Origin of the sequence: Oceanospirillum sediminis, from assembly GCF_014164585.1 — a bacterium.
GTDB lineage: Bacteria > Pseudomonadota > Gammaproteobacteria > Pseudomonadales > Halomonadaceae > Oceanospirillum > Oceanospirillum sediminis.
Genome location: NZ_JACJFM010000020.1, coordinates 43,362 through 63,375 on the forward strand (window position 1 = coordinate 43,362; position 20,014 = coordinate 63,375).

Below are 20,014 nucleotides of genomic sequence, written 5' to 3' on the forward strand. Positions count from 1 at the left end.
ATGTGTTGTAAATGTCAGGCAATAGCCGGTTGCCTCACAGAAAATGTGACAGCCAGCTATTGGATTGAAAACCGATTCAGACTGTTAACAGGAGAAATTCACGTTCCCATGAACTGATGACCTTATTGAAGGTTTCAAACTCCGCGCGTTTTACTCCTACATAAGCATCAATAAAGCGTTTACCCAGTATATCCTGTAACTCAGGGCAGTCTTCCAGCAACCTCAGAGCCTCTTCCAGGGAGCGGGCAACTTCCACAGGATCGCCTTCTTCTGCTGTAATACCGGCCGCAGGGGCAGCTGGCTTAATACCGGATTTCATACCGAGATAGCCGCAGGCGAGGCTGGCAGCTATAGCCAGGTATGGATTGCAATCTGCGCCGGGGAAGCGGTTTTCCAGACGAGTAGCTGCTAAAGGCGCTTCAGGAGCGCGTAATCCGGCTGTCCGATTGTCTATGCCCCATTCAAAGTTCACCGGTGCTGCAATTTCCGGAGCAAAGCGGCGATAGGAGTTCACATTAGGGGCATAAAAAGAGATGGCGTGCGGGGTGTATTTTTGCAGGCCTCCGACGTAGTGATAGAAAGCCTCCGAAAATTGACCCTCTTTTGTTCCGGCAAAAATATTCTGGCCGGTTTTTATATCAATCAGACTCTGGTGGATATGCATTGAACTGCCAGGTTCGTTCTGCATCGGTTTTGCCATAAAGGTGGCATACATTCCGTGCTTCAGGGCTGTTTCACGCAGGGTTCGTTTGAAAATAAATACCTGATCAGCCAGGCTGAGAGCATCCCCGTGCAGGAAGTTGATTTCCATCTGAGCTGCGCCGGATTCATGTATCAGGGTATCTACATCCAGTTGCAGTTCATCACAGTAGCTGTAGAGAGTATCAATGACCGGATTGAATTCATTCACTGCATCAATGCTGTAGGACTGGCGGGCTGTTTCCCTGCGACCTGAGCGGCCGGTTGCCGGTTTGAGTTCATAATCCGGATCGATATTTTTCTGTACCAGATAAAACTCAACTTCCGGGGCTATCACTGGTCTGAGTCCTTCTTTTTCATACAGGCTAAGCACCCGACGCAGTACAGAACGGCTGGACAAAGGGTGTAACTCTCCATCACTGGTATAACAGTCATTGATCACCAGTGCTGTTGGCTCATCTGCCCAGGGGACCAGACGCAATGTATTCGGGTCTGGTTCCAGCACCATATCTCTGTCTGTAGGGTCAACAATGTCGTAGTGGTTATCTGCCCACTCTCCGTTGACGGTTTGCACTAGCAGGGTCTCGGGTATTTTCCCCCCTTTTTCAGCCAGAAACTTTTCTGTTGGATAGAATTTACCCCGGGCATTGCCTGTCATGTCCGGCAGGGTGGACTCTACTTCTGTAATGGCATTCTCTTTGAGAAAGCTTGCCACGGCTTCCATACATCACCTATTTGATTTTTGCTTTTGTCACATCTTCGCTGTGTAGCAGGTATCAGATATCGCGAATTTGATATTTGCTCTTCGGCTATCAGTATTAGCCTGCAGATCGATGTGACGGCTTCATACTATGTTCGGGGAAGTAGTGCTGACCCGGAACTGTTAAGTCGAACTATTTTTCGGAAAAAAATCTTAATGCTTTTTTTAATCCGAATTATGATTCAGTTTTAAGGCTAAAATATGAAAAGGTCTAAATCAATACTAAAATTTAAATTTAAACGTTTTAATGTGGGTTGAAATGTTTTTTAACCAGAATTATTATTCGGGTTTTTGGTTGGCTTTTTGATATCTTAAACACACTTTGATAAATATTAAGCCGGTTTTTCTTGGAGGGTAAATGAGCTTGAAAGGGTATGAAGCGTCTTATTACGCTGCGTCTGCGAATGCAAAGCGTGACTATCCTGAGCTGCAGGAAGAGATCCACACTGATATTTGTGTGATTGGTGCGGGTTACACCGGATTGTCTGCTGCTCTCCACCTGGCTGAAAAAGGTTACAGCGTCAGTTTGTTAGACGCTGAAAAAGTAGGCTGGGGGGCTTCGGGTCGTAATGGAGGGCAGGTGTGTCAGGGGCATAATATGGATCACGCCGAGATGATCCGTAAGGTCGGCAGAGAACAGGCTGATATGCTCTGGCAAATGTCTCTGGAATCTGTTGATCTGGTGAAAGATCTGATTGCCAGACATCAGATTCAGTGTGATCTGAAGCAGGGGGTTCTGCATGTTGCTGCTAAGCCTGGCCATAACGATGAATTTAAAGAGTCGGTTGAGTATAAACATGAGGTGCTGGGTTATCAGGATATTCAGTACATAGAGCCTTCAGACGTTGCTGCAATGCTGGGCACTGACCGTTATTCTGCCGGGGAGTACTGGACTCAGGGTGCCCATCTTCATCCTCTGAATTATGCCCTTGGACTGGCTGAAGCGGCTGAAAAGGCCGGTGTCCGTATCTATGAGAATAGCCGGGTTGAGCATTATCGGGCCGGAAAAAATGCCTGTGTCGTCACTCGTAAAGGACGGGTTAAGGCTGAATATATTTTACTGGCCTGTAATGGCTATCTGGGAAAACTGGAACCCAGAGTGGCCGGTAAAATTATGCCCATAAATAACTTTATTCTGGCCACTGAGCCTTTGAGTGAAGATTTATGTCGACACATTAACCGGGATGACGTGGCTGTAGCGGATTCTCGTTTTGTGATCAATTACTTCAAGCTATCAGGAGATAACCGCTTGTTGTGGGGGGGAGGTGAAAATTACACTTCTCGCTTTCCGAAGGATATTCCAGCATTTGTGCGTAAATATATGCTGGAGTTTTATCCTGAGTTAAAGGATCTGCGTATTGATTATGGCTGGGGGGGCACTCTGGCAATTACGATGAACCGAATGCCACTCTTTGATCGGATTGAGGATAATGTATTTGTTGCCCAGGGCTATTCCGGTCATGGTGTGGCACTGGCTACTCTGGGCGGTAAACTAATGGCCGAGGCGGTCAGTGGCAGTGCTGAACGTTTTGATGTCTTTGCCAGTATGCCAACGCCCTCGTTCCCCGGAGGCACTCTGTTGCGCTGGCCCGGATTGGTTGCTGGTATGCTGTATTATTCGGCACGAGACCGTTTTTTCTGAGTTGAGAGTGCTTTTGCATTATAATGGCTGTTTTTAAGGCTTTCGGATTGGATGTTGATGCAGGATAAAGAGCAGACAAAAAACACTTCGGCAGGCGTACAGAGAAAGCGCAAGAAACAGGATCTAAGCCCAAGAACGGCACCTGTGCAGGGACGATCAAAAAAACGTTCTAAAGAAATTCTTGATGTAACCGGAGAGTTGCTGGAAAAGGTCGGTCTGGATGACCTGAGTACTATTCTGATCGCCAGGGAGGTGGGTATATCCGTTGGCTCTTTGTATCACTATTTCCCCAATAAACACGCGATCCTTTACGCAATGGCTCAGCGCTGGCTGGATGATATTAAACAGGTCATGAGTGATATGTCAGCTCTGCCTGTTGAAGAGATGGAACTTGAGGTTTTGCTGGACCAGATGCTGCAGTTAAATCTGAAGGTATATAAACGCCAGAAAGCGGTACTGATGCTGGTTCAGGCGATGTTCTCTGTGCCTGAGTTGAAAGAGCTGGATATTCAGCATGATGATATGGTGATATCACACATGGCTGCTCTTTTTAAACGTATGGGTATTAAACGACATCTGAAGGAGCGTGAACGTCTGGGAAGGGTTTACCTGGAAACCAGCCACAGTATCTTTCTGGTTGCAGTTCATCAGAAGGGCGAGCGCGCAAGGCGTACTCTGGCTGACCTTAAATTTATGCTGTGCAGCTTGCTGGAAAGACACCTGATGCAATCGGAAGCGGATGATCCTGGTTCTCTCCGATAATCAGACGGTTGTCTCAAAAGGATAAGGTTATGATAAGGCGATGGAGTGAGTGATCGTTAAAAAATCTTCTCCTGGCTGGGTCAGATAATAATGACAGAATCGACTTTTCCGGGTTATATCACGGGTTAATTTAAGAGTTGTGAGTTACCGATTGTTTATCGTTGCCGGATCGGCGAAAATAGCCGCCAATTTCAGGCCGGATTTCCGAGAGACTGCGACTTAATAATATCAGCTCGCAAAATGATGGCTCCGCACCGGCCTTCCTGTTTTCAGCAAACCAGAAGATTTTGTTCATGTCTATCCAGTCAGAAGTCACTAAGCGTCGTACGTTCGCTATTATCTCTCACCCGGATGCGGGTAAAACCACCATTACTGAAAAACTATTGCTGTTGGGAAATCTGATTCAGACTGCCGGGACGGTTAAAGGTAAAAAAAGTGACCGTCATGCCACTTCAGACTGGATGAGTATGGAACAGGAGCGTGGTATTTCGATCACCTCATCTGTGATGCAGTTTCCATACAATGACCGCATGGTGAACTTGCTTGATACTCCGGGACACGAGGACTTCTCGGAAGACACCTACCGTACACTGACCGCTGTGGATTCTGCACTGATGGTCGTGGATGGTGCAAAGGGTGTGGAAGACCGTACTATCAAGCTGATGGACGTCTGTCGTCTGCGAGATACACCGATCTTTTCATTTGTGAACAAGCTGGACCGCGATATTCGTGATCCGATTGAGCTGCTGGATGAGATCGAAGAAGTTCTGAAAATTCAGGCTGCACCGATTAACTGGCCTATTGGCATGGGGCAGGATTTTAAAGGCGTATACAACCTGTATACCGATACCCTCCATGTGTTCCAGTCTGGTATGGGACATACTCTGCAGGATGATATTCGTATTCAGGGACTGGATAGCGATGAAGCCCGTGAGCTGATTGGAGATATGTACGATGATTTTGTCGAGGAGATGGAACTGGCCCGTGACGCCACTTATAAATTTGACAGTGAAGCATTCCTTGCGGGTAAGCTGACACCGGTGTTTTTTGGTACTGCTCTTGCCAACTTCGGCGTGCGTGAAATGCTGAATGACTTTGTCGAATGGGCGCCTTCACCAATTGCCCGTAGTACTCAGACGCGTACTGTTGAGCCGGATGAAGATAAGTTCTCTGGCTTTATCTTTAAGATTCAGGCCAATATGGACCCGAAACACCGTGACCGTATTGCCTTTATGCGTGTCTGTTCCGGTAGTTATACCCGTGGCATGAAAATGAAGCATGTACGCATCAATAAAGATGTAAAGATTGCGGATGCGGTAACCTTCCTGGCCGGTGATCGTGAGAACGTTGAAGAGGCCTGGTCTGGTGATATTATCGGTCTGCATAATCACGGTACAATTCAGATTGGGGATACCTTCACTGAAGGTGAAGCGCTGAAATTTACTGGTATTCCTCACTTTGCCCCTGAGATGTTCCGCCGGGTTCGTCCTAAGGATCCTTTGAAAGTAAAGCAGTTGCAAAAAGGTCTGCAGCAGCTGTCCGAAGAAGGGGCGGTGCAGTTATTTATGCCGTTGAATAACAATGATCTGGTACTGGGGGCTGTAGGTCAGCTGCAGTTTGAGGTGGTGGTGTTCCGTCTTAAGGATGAATACAAAGTGGACTGTATGTATGAGCCAGTGAATGTGCAGACTGCACGCTGGGTTGAATGTGATGATGACAAAAAGCTGGATGAGTTCCGTCGTAAAAACGGAGATAATCTGGGGCTGGACGGTTCGGGTTTGTTAACTTATCTGGCGCCGACCCGTGTTAATCTGAGTCTGGCTCAGGAGCGTTTCCCGGAAGTTGTATTCCGCGCAACCCGCGAGCACTAATTGCGTCGCCTAAGGCTTAACAGGCTTTCTGAAACGGCTGTTTATCACTGATAGCAGCCGTTTTCTTGTTGAGATGAATCATACGACGACCCGCAATACCGCCCATTCTGTATCTGAAACCTGACCTTCTATCACCCTGTTGTACTTTTCTCTGGCTGTATTTTATCTGCCTCCTGGATTAATGGTTAATTAACAAGGCTTTTGTTTGAGTTTACAAAGGCTTTTCTGCCATGCTTATAAAAAAGAGCCGAAAGTGCCGGACAAAAGGAAACCTGTATGCTGATTGATAGTCATTGCCATCTCGATTTTGAAGACTTTCATCATGACAGAGCAGAAGTGCTACGCGCTGCTGTGGCCTGTGATGTCAGAAAAATTGTTGTTCCCGGAATCAGTGCCCGGCACTGGAAAAGGGTTTTGTATCTGCATGGAGAGATTTGTGGTGTTCAGCTATACCCGGCATTAGGTTTGCATCCTTTCTTTCTTGAAGAGCATCGGGAAGATGACCTGCAAATACTTGATCAGTATTTGCAGCAATATCGGGAGCGAGTGGTTGCTGTTGGGGAGGTCGGGCTGGATTTTTCCCGCAAAACAGATAAAACCACTCAACTGAGTCTGTTCCGTGCTCAACTTGAACTGGCTGATAGATACCAGTTGCCGGTCATTCTTCATGTGGTAAAAGCGCATGAGCAGGTTATTGCATTACTGAAAGAATTTCCGGAGGTCAAAGGTATTGTACATGGTTACTCAGGTAGTCTGCCTCAGGCAAAGCAGTATATTAGACAAGGATTTTTACTTGGAGTAGGGGGCGTGATCACCTGGCCGAAATCAGATAAAAAACGAGCGATGTTTGCTCAGCTGCCTCTGGAATCCCTGGCGCTGGAGACCGATAGCCCGGATATGCCTCCTTCTGATATCAGAGGACAGCGCAATACCCCGGCGCAGATTGCTGTTGTTCTGGACAAACTGGTTCAGTTGCGTAGTGAAAGCCGCGAAACAATTGCCAGAGTCACGACAGGTAATGTTCTGAATTTATTCAACTCTGATGTCTGATGACGTTAACGTTTCTGTTAACGGTTTACTGAAAAGAAATAAGACATCAGTGCTTGCTACTCCGGGGTTCGGAAGGTAAGTTGCGTCTCTGCTTGAGATATAAGAGGTAAGTAGATGACTACGCGTTCAAAAGTTGAGTTTCAATCTTCAGCATCGGCTATCCGGGCGCTTAAAGTGGGTAAGCGCAATCCGAACTGGATTGATGCTGCAGAGTATCTGATTGAGCGGGCTTCCCCTGAGGTGAAGCTGCTGCTTGAAGCCACTCAGGAAATTGAGCGCTCAAAGTGGCAGTCTGATGATCCGGTGGAGAAGAAAACAGTTGCGACGCTGTTCTCTCCTGCTCAGTGGTTGATCATGTTTCTTGTCGGGACTGCTTTTACCGGATTTATGATCTGGATTGCGACTCAAATCGGTCTTCGAGGCTGTTGATCAGCCTCTTGCTAAGGGCAGCTCTACCCAGAAGGTACTGCCCTGTTCTTCAGTACTGTTAAATCCTATGCTACCTTCCATAAGTTCTGCCAGGTTTTTACTTAATGCCAGGCCTATCCCTGTGCCTTCAATATCCATCTCTTCCGCATGCAAGCGATTAAAGGACTGGAACACCTGGTCATGCAGGTTTTCGGGAATACCTATTCCGGTGTCCTGAATGGCTATACGCACTTTATCTTCACCAGACCCGTGTATAGCAACTGTGACCTTGCCATTCGGACGGTTGTATTTAATTGCGTTAGATAACAGGTTGAGCAGGATCTGCTTCAGTTTGCCCGGATCAGCATAAACCAGTGGCAGACGTTGTTCGGGAATTAAAAGCTCCATATGAACATTGTGTTGTTCAGACATGTGCTGAACCATTGCGATACTTTCCCGGGTAACAGACAGGGCATTGGTATTAACCGGAGTAAGCTGATAACGGCCTGATTCTATTCTGGCCAGCTCCAGTACTTCATTAATCAGCCCCAGCAGGTGTCGACCGCTACTGATAATCTGTTCTGTGTATTCCATCTGTTCCGTATTTAATGGAGTGTCAGGGTCTGACTCCAGTAGCTGTGCAAAACCGATAATAGCATTCAGCGGTGTTCTGAGTTCATGGTTCATATTCGACAGGAATTCTGAACGGGCCTGAAGAGCCTGTTCAGCCAGGTTTTTGGCATCCGCCATAGCCTGATTAGCTTGTTTAATTGAGGTAATATCTTCCTGAACGGAGACAAAGTGGGTGAGTTTGCCGAATTCGTTATACATGGGAGCGATAGAGGCAACTACCCAGTAATGGCTGCCATCTTTGCGTTTGTTCCTGAATTCATCATACCAGCTATTACCTGAGAGCAGGCTTTGCCACATTTTTTTGTAGTCTGCCTGACTTTTTTCACCTGAGCTGAAGATGCGTGGTGTCTGACCCAGTACTTCATCATGATCAAAGCCTGTCATCTTAAGTAGCTTAGGGTTGGCATATTCAATCAACCCTTCACTATCAGTGATCATGACGCCAGAAGGGCTGTTATGAACGGCAAGGGCCAGCTTCTGACGTTCAGCTTCTGCAGCCTGGCGGGCTTTTTGGTTTCTTATATTTTTCAGTACACCAACAAATACCCGTTGTGACTGATAATGGGTTTCCTGGAAGCTCAGTTCAATATCAACATCATAACCACTTTTATGCTTTACCCGAGTCTCAACACGAGCCAGCTGGCCTGGTGGTAGTGGTTGTTCCAGAATTTTCTGGAATCCTTTCAGATGCTTATCTGCCAGATGCTCTGGCACGATCTGTAATAAGGAATGACCTTTCAGTTCTTCAGGCAGGTAGCCGCAGAGTTGTTTGATGGCGGGGCTGATATAGAGAATATTTCCTTTGGCATCAACGGTAATAACCGTTTCAGCAACATGATTCAGCACCAGATTAAACCACTGGCTATCCTGTTCTGCTTTTCGTTTTTGCTTTCTCAGATAGCATTGATTAAGCAATAAAAGTGCTGTCAGTATACTGATACCTGTCAGCATAGGTCCGTACATAGACAGATGAGGAGGGTAGATCAGGTGACTCAGAGTCATTACGACAACCACAATAGAAAGGGTTGTGTAAGGCTTTGCGATTAGACGGGTAAACAGACGCGCGTCCACTGTGCTTCCGGAGCTGTTGGTGTGCAATGGTGCGTGCAAATGAAATACCTCATCCAGGCGTGAAAAGAGATAAAAGGTATTCTGCATTTATTTTTAAATTGCTCTACGTTTAACTGTCTGCTCCTTAAGGGTAAATCAAATAAAATACATAATGTTACATTTGAATGGCGGTTAATTTCATAAATATGTCAATTTCTCAGAAATTAGACGATATTTTTAGTTATATAGCAGAAAATATTACTTATCGAGAAGTTGATAGCAAAATGGTTTAAGTGCTCTGATGGCTGGAGCGAAAAATAAGGCTGCACAGAGGGTTTTCCTGTTGTCGTCCCTTTCTGCAGCCTGATTGTCCTCGGTTTCTTATACCTACCGGATTTTTATCTCTCCGGCATCAAGGTAAAAGATGGTTTTCCCAAAATCATCTTTTATCTGGCGACCAACATCGGCAATAGTGATATTACACCCTGAGTAGGCCTTTTTCAGCGCTTTTACTCTGGCTTTTTTGCGGGTTTGTATTGTCTCTTCAAGCTCCTGTCTGCGATGCTCCAGAGCTTTTAGTGCATTTTTAATTGTATCCCGTGCTTTAAGAATCTGTTCTTTTTTCTCAGGTGATACCCGTCGGTGTTCTTCCCTGATTCGATGGATAAGTTGCTTCAGTTGTCTGGCTTGTTCAAAGCCGTCTTTGATTTTTTGCTGAATTTTCGACATTTCATCCCGAGCATGATCCAGAGGCCCAACTTCCAGAAGTGTTGGAACAGAGGCCGGGACACCCAGCTGGCCACCTTCGATATACTCTCCGGCAATCGCATGACCGCCGACAAACTGCCCTGATGCGGCAAGTTTTATCGAGTTTTCCGCCCAGATCCGGCTATGCATAATCAGCTTCTGTGCTGAAATACTGCCGTTACTCTCCACCCAGGCATCCTGGATAAAGCGAGCCTGAATATTACCTTTGGCCCGCACCACTGCATTTTCTTTAGTAGGAGCTTCAGCTTTGAGGTCAGGGGATTTTTGCCCCATAATTCCTCCTTTCACTTCGATGTTTCCGCCAGCAGTGACTGTGCAGCTGTCCACCAGACCGCCAACTCTGATGTCTCCGCTTGCTTCGACCAGCATGCCTGGATTGACCCCTTTTTTGACTTGAATGCTGCCATCATAACGCACGTTGCCAGTAGCCAGACTGACCTCGTCTACCTGCAGTACATTTTCGATATGGACGCCTTTTTCGGTAAAGACCGGCATGCCTTTGACTGTTGAGACATAAACCCTGCGATCTTCATAATCCGGGCGAACTGTTTTGTCCATCTTCAGCTTCAATTCTTTGCCATGATAGGCCCGGATTGGTTTGCCGGTAACGGTCATGCCATCAATACCAGCAACGGGTTCCGTTAAACGAAATACGCGGGTTTCTTCCGGATAGACCGGGAATTCTCCCAGCTCTTTGTAATCTGCTTTATTCTGAGAGTCTTTCAGAATTCTGGGGCGGCGTTCTGATACCTGTTCTACCAGAGGAATAAAGTCGGAATCTTTGCCATCAATAGCTTTTTTTCCATGAGCTATCAGATAGCAGCAGGCCTCAGTAATATTTAATACCGGCCCGTCAGCAAATATTTCATTGATCAGTTCTTCGTTAATACCGATGCGAATTCTGTTTTTTTGCAATTCGGTATCAAATGCTTCTCTTGAGGCAGGTAAGCCTTTGCCCATAGGAGGCGTGATCTGAACAGAAGCCAGAGTCTCATCCATAGACAGGTGAATACTGATGTTCGCATCCACAGGGCCGCCCAGTTCGATTTCAAAGCTTTTTCTCTGTCGTATACCAATGACCAGATCCCGTACCCTGTCTTCAAACAGAGGGAAATCTTCAGGAGGAAACCCGGCTTCCTTAACCTGCTGACTTATGTCGTCAGCTGTCAGGTTAAGCATCTGCTGAGTTGGTTGGTATCTGGCTATAACGCGAGTACCTGCCTCATTAAGAATATATTCAAGGCCGGTGTCTGGCTGTGCCTGATCTTCGTCCTGATGAACATTGGTGTTCTGTAATTCTTCTGTAATGTCCATATGTTTGTTTTCTTTATCAGGTGAAACCATAGTCGTATTCCGCTGCTTGATAAGAAAAACGCAGTTCTTAGGCAAGCTGATCATATATCGGCAGGCTGAACCAGCTTAAACAGGTACTTTCAGTATTTTTTTTCTATTCTGAGACCTGCGTCCAGAAATATAAAAATGTATTTACAGTATATTGTTGAGTGTATATGTGCCTGATTGGCATCATAAGAAATTCTATTAATATCTGAATATTAATGCGTTATGGTCGTAGGCAACTGACTTAATTCAGGTTATTATCTGTTACTCTTTTTTCCCGTATGGTGCACTGCCATGTGAGTAACGCTAATGCCGAGGTTGTAAAGGTTTTCTGATGACTGATTCGCCGAAAATTCGAGCAAAACGTTTAAAGCGCTTGCTGGGTATAGTACTGCTTTCAGAGCTGGTTACAGGTAAACGTAATCTTCTGAATGTCATTCTGGATAAAGGCACCATGATGGAAAGCGACAGAAAAGAGCTGGAGCTGCCCCCTTTACCTGGTAATGCATGGCAGGGGCTGGATCTGAAAACTCAGCTGCGAAAAGCCCGACTGGAATCGGCTATCATTCGTCTTTCTGAAGACCGGACTGTCAATCAGAATAAGAGCCTGGTTTATAAAGACCATATTTATTCTGCCAACCGAAAAGTGGCCAATCAGAAAAATTCCTGATTTTTTTCCTTCAGAGTATACCTTCAGATATAAGACTATCGCATAATTAACGCCTTTGCACCCGCCACGACTGATTGTTGGGTGCAAGTGCTAATTATTTTTTCGATATTCTGATTTTGAGGGTCTCCATGACAATCCACGTAATCGACCATCCTCTGGTTCAACATAAACTGGGCCTGATGCGTAAAGCAGGCATCAGCACAAAAAGTTTCCGTGAACTGGCTTCTGAAGTGGGCACCCTGCTAACGTACGAAGCAACCAAGAGCCTTGAACTGGAGCAGACCGTTATCAAAGGCTGGGATGGTTCTGATATCACTGTAGAAAAAATCAAAGGTAAAAAAATTACAGTTGTGCCTATCCTGCGTGCAGGTCTGGGTATGATGGACGGGGTTATGAAATTGATCCCCAGTGCCAAAGTCAGTGTTGTGGGTTTGCAGCGTAACGAAGAAACACTGGAGCCTGTGCCTTATTTTGAAAAGCTGGTAGGCAATATTGACGAGCGTATCAGCCTGGTCATTGATCCTATGCTGGCTACTGGTGGCTCTATGATCGCTACAATTGATATGCTGAAAAAAGCAGGCTGTAAAGACATTAAAGTTATTGTTCTGGTGGCGGCTCCTGAGGGAGTTGAAAAAACACTGGCTGCGCATCCTGATATTGAGATTTTTACTGCCTCTCAGGACCAGTGTCTGAATGAAAAGGGCTATATTATCCCCGGGTTGGGCGATGCGGGTGATAAAATCTTCGGGACACTGTAATCAGGATCATTGTTATGACAACTGAAAATGAATTCGGTGCTGCAACATCGCCAAAAACCATTCTGACCGGGGCTCAGATGCTATTTGTGGCATTTGGTGCTCTGGTGCTGGTGCCTTTGCTGACGGGGCTTGATCCGAATGTTGCTCTATTTACAGCAGGTGCTGGTACTCTGCTATTCCAATTAGTAACGCGTGGTCAGGTACCGGTATTTCTGGCATCTTCTTTTGCTTTTATTGCACCGATTATTGCCAGTGTTCAAGCCTGGGGGATTCCGGCTACGATGGGTGGCCTGATGGCTGCTGGTCTTGCTTATATCGCACTGAGTGCTCTGGTGCGTGTTAAAGGTACTGGCATTCTGCATCGTATATTACCGCCCATCGTTATCGGGCCGGTCATTATGGTGATTGGTCTGGCTCTGGCACCTGTTGCTGTTAATCTGGCAATGGGTAAAACCGGAGATGGTGCTGCTGAACTGGTGGCCTACGATAAAGCTATTATAGTTTCGATGTTTTCTCTGGTGGTTACTCTGATTGTAGCGGTATTTTCCAGAGGTATGTTCCGGTTAATCCCTATCCTTGCCGGTGTTCTTGCAGGCTATATTCTGTCATTGATGCTGGGGCTGGTAAACTTTACTCCGGTTAGTGACGCAGCATGGTTTGCTGTTCCAGCTTTCACTATGCCGGAGTTTCACTGGCAGGCTATTCTGTTCATGATTCCGGTTGCTATTGCACCGGCTATTGAGCATGTTGGTGATATGGTGGCGATTTCTCAGGTGACTGCGAAGGATTATCTGAAAAAACCAGGTCTGCACCGTACCCTGCTGGGTGATGGCCTGGCGACGTCATCAGCTGCATTATTCGGTGGCCCGCCTAATACGACGTACTCTGAAGTAACAGGAGCGGTGATGCTGACTCGTAACTTCAACCCCAGGGTAATGACCTGGGCTGCAGTATTTGCTGTACTACTGGCTTTTATCGGTAAAATGGGGGCTGTCCTGCAGACCATTCCGACACCCGTTATGGGCGGTATCATGACTCTGTTATTCGGTTCTATTGCCGTTGTGGGCATGAATACACTGGTTAAATCTGGTGAAGATCTGACAGTACCGCGTAATCTGAGTATTGTGGCCCTGATTCTGGTATTTGGTATTGGTGGTATGTATATCGGTGGTGGTGAATTCAGCCTGCAAGGGGTGAGTTTATGTGCCATTCTGGGTATTGCTCTTAATCTGATTCTGCCTGAGCATCGCGAAGCTGACTGATATTGTTTGTCTTCTTTAGTATGCGTAAGACCCCGTAATTGCCCGTGCATTGCGGGGTTTTTTATGCTTGTATTGTTTGTTGACTTTAAATAGTGTTTTTTTTGTATGTTTGTGTTTTTCTGAAAATCGTCTTTATTTAATAAAAGATAAGTTGACTGATAATAAGATGAATCGTGACCTGAGGATGTGATATATGGGAACAGATCAGGATACACCGGAGGTTGCACTCAGCCAGGAAAGCTACTGTATTGCTCGTCAGATAATCTGTGACGAGGATTTAAATTTGTCAGCATATGAACTGCTATACAGAAATAATGCGTCGACATCTGAGGCCTTTGTCAGCAGTCCTCATGAAGCGACGGCGCGGGTTCTGACTATCGCATTTATGGATATTGGTATTGATCGTCTGGCCGGGCAGCACCCTGTCTTTATCAATATGACAGATGAGTTGTTGCTGAAAGGAGACATGCTACCTGAACCGGCAGACAGAGTTGTGCTTGAGGTGCTGGAGGATATTAAGCCAACACCGGAAATGCTGTCTGCATTAAAGGCGCTTCGCTCCAGAGGATATAAAATTGCCCTGGATGACTTTGCCCTGACTCAGGAAACGCGGGCTTTCCTGCCTTATGCTGATATTATCAAGCTGGATGTTATGGCCTGTTCTGTAGAGGTGCTGAAAAAGCGTGTTGAGATACTGAGCCGTTTGCCTGATATCACTTTGCTGGCTGAAAAGGTTGAAACCTGGGAGGAGTTTGAAGCGTGTAAAGCGATGGGCTTCAGGTTGTTTCAGGGATATTTTTTGTCTAAGCCTGAAACAATGAAGGATCAGCCTAAATCGGATAGTAAGTTAGTGCTGACGCAGCTATTAGCAATGCTGCACCAGGCAGAGCCGGATGTCGCTGAAATTGAACAACAAATATCCAGAGATCCGCAGCTGTATTATCGTATTCTCAGGTATATTAATTCCGCTCAGTTTGCGTTGTCGAAAAACATAGAAAGCCTGCGTCAGGCTATTGTGCTATTGGGGTTTGATCAGTTACGTTCTCTGGTCAGTATGATGGTGCTGGCTGGTTCAAGCCGTCGTGGTCCAACACTGATGCCTATCGCATTACTGCGTGCACGAATGTGTGAATGTATTGCTGTTAAAAGTGGCTATGAAACAAAAGAGACCTATTTTACTGTCGGCCTGTTATCTATGCTGGATGCTTTCTTTAACAGAGATCTGATGTCTATTCTGGAAGACTTACCACTTCATGACAGTATTGAGCAGGCATTACTGCATTTTGAAGGTGCTCCGGGGAGGGTGCTGAAAGTGGTTGAAGCCTATGAGAGGGCTGATTGGGGGTATGTTCAGAATGCTGGTTTTGATAAAGAGATGTTGGCAGCATGTTATGTTGATTCTATGGCATGGGCTGATGAGGTTGTCGGATTGGCGACAACCTGAGATTTAAATCCGGGATCTTTTTGATAAAACCGATTAGTATTGTATCTATATACAGTGCTGGTCGGTTTTTTTATGCGCAAAATTATTCATGCTGATTGCGATTGTTTTTTTGCTGCAGTCGAGATGAGAGATAACCCGGATTTAAAAGATAAGCCTGTTGCTGTTGGGGGCGCAGCAGATAAAAGGGGGGTTATTTCAACCTGTAATTATGCAGCCAGAGCCTGGGGAGTACGCTCTGCGATGCCTACCGCTCAGGCTTTACGGTTATGCCCTCAGTTAATTCTGTGTCCTTCCAGAATGCCCGTTTATAAAGAAACGGCGGCAGTTATCCGTGAGATTTTTTTTCAGCTGACAGACCGGGTCGAAGTGGTATCAATTGATGAGGCTTATCTGGATGTCAGCCAGTGTGAACTGTTCCAGGGTAGTGCAACCCGAATTGCACAGAGGCTGAAGCAAGAGGTCGTGAGTCAAACCGGTATTACTATCTCCGTGGGTATCTCCGTGAATAAATTCCTGGCCAAAGTGGCCTCTGACTGGCAAAAGCCTGATGGTCTATTTGTTATTCATCCAGAGGATATTAACGGCTTTATGCCTGATCTTGCTGTCAGAAAGATACCCGGAGTAGGGGCAGTAACAGCTGAAAAGCTGGCTGTAAGAGGGATTGAGAACTGCGGTCAATTACAGGCAGTATCTTTATCAGAGCTGACAGGCTGGTTTGGAAAGTCCGGCGGGACTTTGTATGAACGCTGTCGGGGGATTGATTACCGGGAGGTAACCACTGAGCGAATCCGTAAGTCTATAAGTGTAGAAAGAACATTTGCCTGTAATCTGAAGCATCCGGATGAGATGATACAGGTTATCAATAATCAGTTGTTGCCGGAGTTGATTGCACGGGCCAGCCCCTATGCGAGCAGAAGAGTGAGAGGTTTTTTTCTTAAGGTCAGATTTGCCGACTTTTCTGTGACTACCGTGGATCATAGTATTTCTGACAGCTGTATGAAGGATATACTGGCATCTTTGGGAAATAGTGAACTTTTTCAATCCTTATTGCGAGATGCTTTACAGAGAGGTCCATCTGATATTCGTTTATTGGGTACCGGTTTTCGTCTGCAGGATGAGGGTTATTCGGTACAGCAACTCAGCCTTTTCTGATGTAAGTGTCTGAAATAATCGTCTTGTTCCAGACTGCCGTATTCTGTCGTTGTAATCCGAAAGATACGAAAATATTGCCATTCAGGCATGTATATCAGTCAGAAGTGTTTGATTTGTATTGTTTGTATCAGAACAGATGATGATATTTTCTGGTAAATTGAATAGGATGTGCAGTGCTGTAGTTAATGTAAAACTTATTCTTAACCACCTGGAAGTGTCTTTATGGAAAACCTGGCTGTTCAGGATCTGTCTATTCTGTTGGTAGAGCCTTCAGTAACTCAGAGAAAAATTATTATTAATGAGTTAAGAGAAGAAGGTGTTCTGAGTGTTGAAGGTGTTGGTAGTGCCCGTGAGGCTTACAGTGAAATGCAACGCTTTCAGCCAGATCTGTTGATTACAGCGATGTATCTGCCTGATGCAACAGGGCCTGAGCTGGTTGAAATACTGCAGAAAAGTGAGCAGACAGCTGATATTCCGGTGATGGTGGTTTCCAGTGAACAGAATTATGACAATCTGGAAGCCGTACGTCAGTCAAAAGTTCTGGCTCTGTTACCGAAGCCTTTTACCCGTCAGGATTTGCATCGGGCCCTGGTTGCAACGATTGATTATATTAACCCGGATGAGCTTGATCTGGAGTTGTATGATATTGATAAACTAAGAGTACTGATTGTGGACGATAGCCGTATGGCGCGCAGACATCTGGCAAGAGTACTCCAACAGATAGGCGTTACTGATATTACAGAAGCTGAAGATGGTGCTCAGGCTCGTGATATCATCGAAGAGCATGGTTTTGATCTGATTCTGACTGATTATAATATGCCTAATATGGATGGCGAACAACTGATCAATTATGTCCGTAATGAGAGTGAACTGTCTCACGTACCTATCCTTATGGTGACATCAGAAGAAAATGATGCCCGCCTGAGTTCAGTCAGGCAGGCCGGGGTGTCTGCTTTGTGTGATAAACCCTTTGAGATGACTCAGGTAAAAAGTTTGCTGGTATCATTGCTGGATTAAAGTCGTCAGATAAAAATAAATCCGGCACGGACAAGGATGTGTCGGGGCCGGAGATTGTGGATGGTTTTTGAGTTGAAAAAGCGTGCTCCTGTTGAAACAGAAACTTATGTCAGTCGAATGACGTTTACTACGGATGTGCCTGTAGGAGAAGTAATTCATAACCACCTGCTCAGTTGTTCGCCAGATGATCTTCTGGCTGATGCTGCGCGTCGGATGCAGCAGCATCATGTCAGCTCTATTCTGATTGTTGAGAATGGCCAGTCTCTGGGTATATGGACAGAGGCTGACGCCCGGAAGCTTGATTTTTCCGATCCGGCGTTGCTGAAACACCCTATCCGCGACTATATGAGCTCTCCGGTTGATACTGTAAAAGAAGATGTCAGTCTGAGTGAAATTGCCCTGAAGTTTCAACAACTGCGTCGTCGGCATTTTCTGGTAGTTGATCAGGATGAAACGCCTCTGGGAGTCGTGTCGCAGACTGATATTATTCGTTTTCAGGGGTTGGAGCATTACCTGTGTATGAGAAATGTCCGCTCTGCTTTGCGCAATCCTCCACTGATTCTGGAAGATAGCTTATCCCTGTCTGAAGCCGTAAAGCGGCTGAAAGAAAGCGGTCGGGATAGTGCAGCTGTCCAGTTCGGCAGTTCTGAACGTTACAGTATTATCACCGAACGAGATATTGTGCGCTGGCTGGCTGAAGGCATTCATGATCGTTATCTGAGAGATGTCTGTGTCAATCAGTTATATGCTGTTGATGAAGAAACGGGGTTACTTCAGGCCAGTAATCTGCTTAAGCGGAAAGGTTTTCGTCATCTGGGGGTTATTAATCGCCAGGGGCAGTTGGTGGGGATTTTGTCTTATGGCGATATTCTGGATAGTGTTGAGTATGAGTACGTTAATCGCTTGCAGGAGGCTCTGCACTCTCGTGATGAAGCGTTAAAAGCATCAACGTCTCATTTACGTCTGGCACAACGGGTTATCGAAGCGAGTCTGGACGGTATTATCATTACCGACTCCAGAGGTATCATTCAGTCGGTTAATCCTAAGTTCACTCAGGTCACAGGGTACAGTGAACAGGAAGCTATCGGGCAAAGTACCGGTCTTTTAAGTTCCGGACGGCACTCTGCAGATTTTTATAATCATATGTGGGATGCATTGCATCATAGCGGTTACTGGCAGGGAGAGATCTGGAACCGGCGTAAAAATGGTGAGGTTTATCCCGAGTGGCTGACAATCACTGCCATTTATGATGATGATGGTGAAGTTTCACAGTTTGCGGCTATTTTCAGTGATATCTCTGACCGTAAAAAGGATGAGGAGCGTATCCGGCGGCTGGCTTTTTTTGACGATCTTACGGGTGTGGCTAACCGGCGTTTATTCCAGGATCGTCTGGAACAGGCTATTGCTAATGCCCACCGGCATCAGCATCGTCTGGCGGTACTTTTTCTGGATCTGGATATGTTTAAGCGAATTAACGATTCGCTGGGGCATCTGGTTGGCGATGAAGTATTGAAAATTGTCGCAGGTCGTCTGGCTCATACTGTACGAGAAGGTGATTCTGTTGCTCGTCTGGGGGGCGATGAGTTTACGGTAATGGTGCCGGAAGTATCATCAATGGAAGGCCTGATGATACTGGCTGAGCGCATTAATGATTCTATATGCGATCCTATTGTTGTCGGCAGCCACGAACTCTATATTTCGACCAGTATTGGTATCAGTATTTATCCTGATGATGGCCAGTCTCCGGATGAACTGGTTAAAAATGCTGATGCCGCTATGTACCGTGTAAAGGCGGATGGCCGGGGCAGTTATCACAGGTACACGGATGCCCTGCATCATGACTCTGTGCGAGAACTTACGATAGAGACCCGCTTACGCAAAGCGATTAAAGAGAACGTTTTTGAAATTTATTATCAGCCTAAAGTTGACCTGGCGGCTGGCAAGATGATTGGCTTTGAAGCTTTGCTGCGTTGGTTTGATCAGGAAAACCAGCAGTTTATCTCTCCTGCAGAGTTTATTCCTGTGGCAGAAAGGCTGGGGTTGATCGGTACGCTGGGGGATTGGGTGTTGAATGAGGTCTGTCGCCATCTGGTTCAGTGGCAACAGGACGGGCTGGAAATTCTGCCAGTGGCCGTTAATATTTCTGCGCAGCAACTAATGAAAGATAATCTGGCTGAGACGGTCAGCCGAATACTGAAAATGACCGGAGCCAGTGCCAGCTGGCTGGAGCTGGAAGTTACTGAAAGCTGTTTTATTCCGGAACAGGCGGACAGAATCGCCCTGATTCTGCATGAACTGCGTTCAGAAGGAATTAACATTTCAATTGATGACTTCGGTACGGGTTACTCTTCTCTGAGCTATCTGAGGCGTTTACCGCTTGATGCCCTGAAGATTGATCGTAGCTTTGTGATGCATGTCCCGGATAATGAAGAAGATGCCAGGCTGGCCAGTACCATAATTGCTATGGCAAAAGGTCTTGGTCTGAGAGTGATTGCTGAAGGTATTGAAGATGAGCGTCAGCTTGATTTTCTGCGCCAGCATGGTTGTCATCAGGGACAGGGCTTTATGTTTGCTAAACCTGCTCCTGAAAAACAGGTACGTAGCTGGCTTGCTGAGAAATGGTGTCCGGTTGAATACTGTGCCCTGGCTGCCAGTGAATAGAAATAATATCAGTCTGATCTGCACTATATCAGTTTAAACCCGCTCGGGTCTGATAATTGTATGCAACTG

Annotated in this window: 15 protein-coding genes; 12 read left to right on the top strand and 3 right to left on the bottom strand. The window is 46.1% G+C overall.

From position 1 onward, the window contains the following. Positions 1-76 precede the first annotated feature (76 nt). Complete coding sequence (locus H4O21_RS14845; protein WP_182809659.1) at positions 77-1,423, bottom strand: glutamine synthetase family protein; 1,347 nt, start codon at positions 1,421-1,423, stop codon at positions 77-79. 394 nt (positions 1,424-1,817) lie between these two features. On the opposite strand from H4O21_RS14845, the gene H4O21_RS14850 reads away from it, so the two are divergent. From H4O21_RS14850 to H4O21_RS14870, 5 genes are all read left to right on the top strand, one after another. Continuing rightward, positions 1,818-3,101 (top strand): NAD(P)/FAD-dependent oxidoreductase, encoded by a 1,284-nt coding sequence (locus tag H4O21_RS14850; protein WP_182809660.1) that lies wholly within the window; start codon positions 1,818-1,820, stop codon positions 3,099-3,101. A 51-nt stretch (positions 3,102-3,152) separates the two neighbouring features. Continuing rightward, positions 3,153-3,863 (top strand): TetR/AcrR family transcriptional regulator, encoded by a 711-nt coding sequence (locus H4O21_RS14855; RefSeq protein ID WP_255487319.1) that lies wholly within the window; start codon positions 3,153-3,155, stop codon positions 3,861-3,863. Between the two features lie 293 nt (positions 3,864-4,156). Continuing rightward, complete coding sequence (locus H4O21_RS14860; RefSeq protein ID WP_182809661.1) at positions 4,157-5,734, top strand: peptide chain release factor 3; 1,578 nt, start codon at positions 4,157-4,159, stop codon at positions 5,732-5,734. Between the two features lie 276 nt (positions 5,735-6,010). Beyond that, on the top strand, positions 6,011-6,784 hold the full coding sequence (locus H4O21_RS14865; RefSeq protein WP_182809662.1) for a TatD family hydrolase: 774 nt from the start codon (positions 6,011-6,013) through the stop codon (positions 6,782-6,784). 114 nt (positions 6,785-6,898) lie between these two features. Next, positions 6,899-7,213 (top strand): hypothetical protein, encoded by a 315-nt coding sequence (locus H4O21_RS14870; RefSeq protein WP_182809663.1) that lies wholly within the window; start codon positions 6,899-6,901, stop codon positions 7,211-7,213. Here the strand turns inward: H4O21_RS14870 and H4O21_RS14875 are convergent, their stop codons facing one another. Together H4O21_RS14875 and H4O21_RS14880 are read right to left on the bottom strand one after the other, a co-directional pair. Further along, positions 7,214-8,896, bottom strand: coding sequence for a PAS domain S-box protein (locus H4O21_RS14875; RefSeq protein ID WP_182809664.1), 1,683 nt, complete (start codon positions 8,894-8,896; stop codon positions 7,214-7,216). Positions 8,897-9,262: 366 nt separating this feature from the next. Next, entirely contained in the window at positions 9,263-10,957 is a 1,695-nt protein-coding gene (locus H4O21_RS14880; RefSeq protein WP_220495677.1) for a FapA family protein, read from the bottom strand. Between the two features lie 358 nt (positions 10,958-11,315). Between H4O21_RS14880 and H4O21_RS14885 the strand changes: the two genes are divergently transcribed. The 7 genes from H4O21_RS14885 to H4O21_RS14915 all read left to right on the top strand — a co-directional run bounded on the left by H4O21_RS14885 (position 11,316) and on the right by H4O21_RS14915 (position 19,945). After that, a complete protein-coding gene (locus H4O21_RS14885; RefSeq protein ID WP_182809666.1) occupies positions 11,316-11,651 on the top strand; it encodes a hypothetical protein in 336 nt (111 codons plus the stop codon). Between the two features lie 128 nt (positions 11,652-11,779). Continuing rightward, on the top strand, positions 11,780-12,409 hold the full coding sequence (gene upp / locus H4O21_RS14890; RefSeq protein WP_182809667.1) for a uracil phosphoribosyltransferase: 630 nt from the start codon (positions 11,780-11,782) through the stop codon (positions 12,407-12,409). 14 nt (positions 12,410-12,423) lie between these two features. After that, positions 12,424-13,671, top strand: a complete 1,248-nt coding sequence (locus tag H4O21_RS14895; RefSeq protein ID WP_182809668.1) for a uracil-xanthine permease family protein — start codon at positions 12,424-12,426, stop codon at positions 13,669-13,671. A gap of 193 nt (positions 13,672-13,864) precedes the next feature. After that, a complete protein-coding gene (locus H4O21_RS14900) occupies positions 13,865-15,115 on the top strand; it encodes an EAL and HDOD domain-containing protein (RefSeq protein ID WP_182809669.1) in 1,251 nt (416 codons plus the stop codon). Positions 15,116-15,187: 72 nt separating this feature from the next. After that, on the top strand, positions 15,188-16,267 hold the full coding sequence (dinB, locus tag H4O21_RS14905) for a DNA polymerase IV (RefSeq protein WP_182809670.1): 1,080 nt from the start codon (positions 15,188-15,190) through the stop codon (positions 16,265-16,267). 222 nt (positions 16,268-16,489) lie between these two features. Beyond that, complete coding sequence (locus H4O21_RS14910; RefSeq protein ID WP_182809671.1) at positions 16,490-17,284, top strand: response regulator; 795 nt, start codon at positions 16,490-16,492, stop codon at positions 17,282-17,284. Between the two features lie 60 nt (positions 17,285-17,344). Continuing rightward, positions 17,345-19,945 (top strand): EAL domain-containing protein, encoded by a 2,601-nt coding sequence (locus H4O21_RS14915; RefSeq protein WP_220495678.1) that lies wholly within the window; start codon positions 17,345-17,347, stop codon positions 19,943-19,945. Positions 19,946-20,014 lie beyond the last annotated feature (69 nt).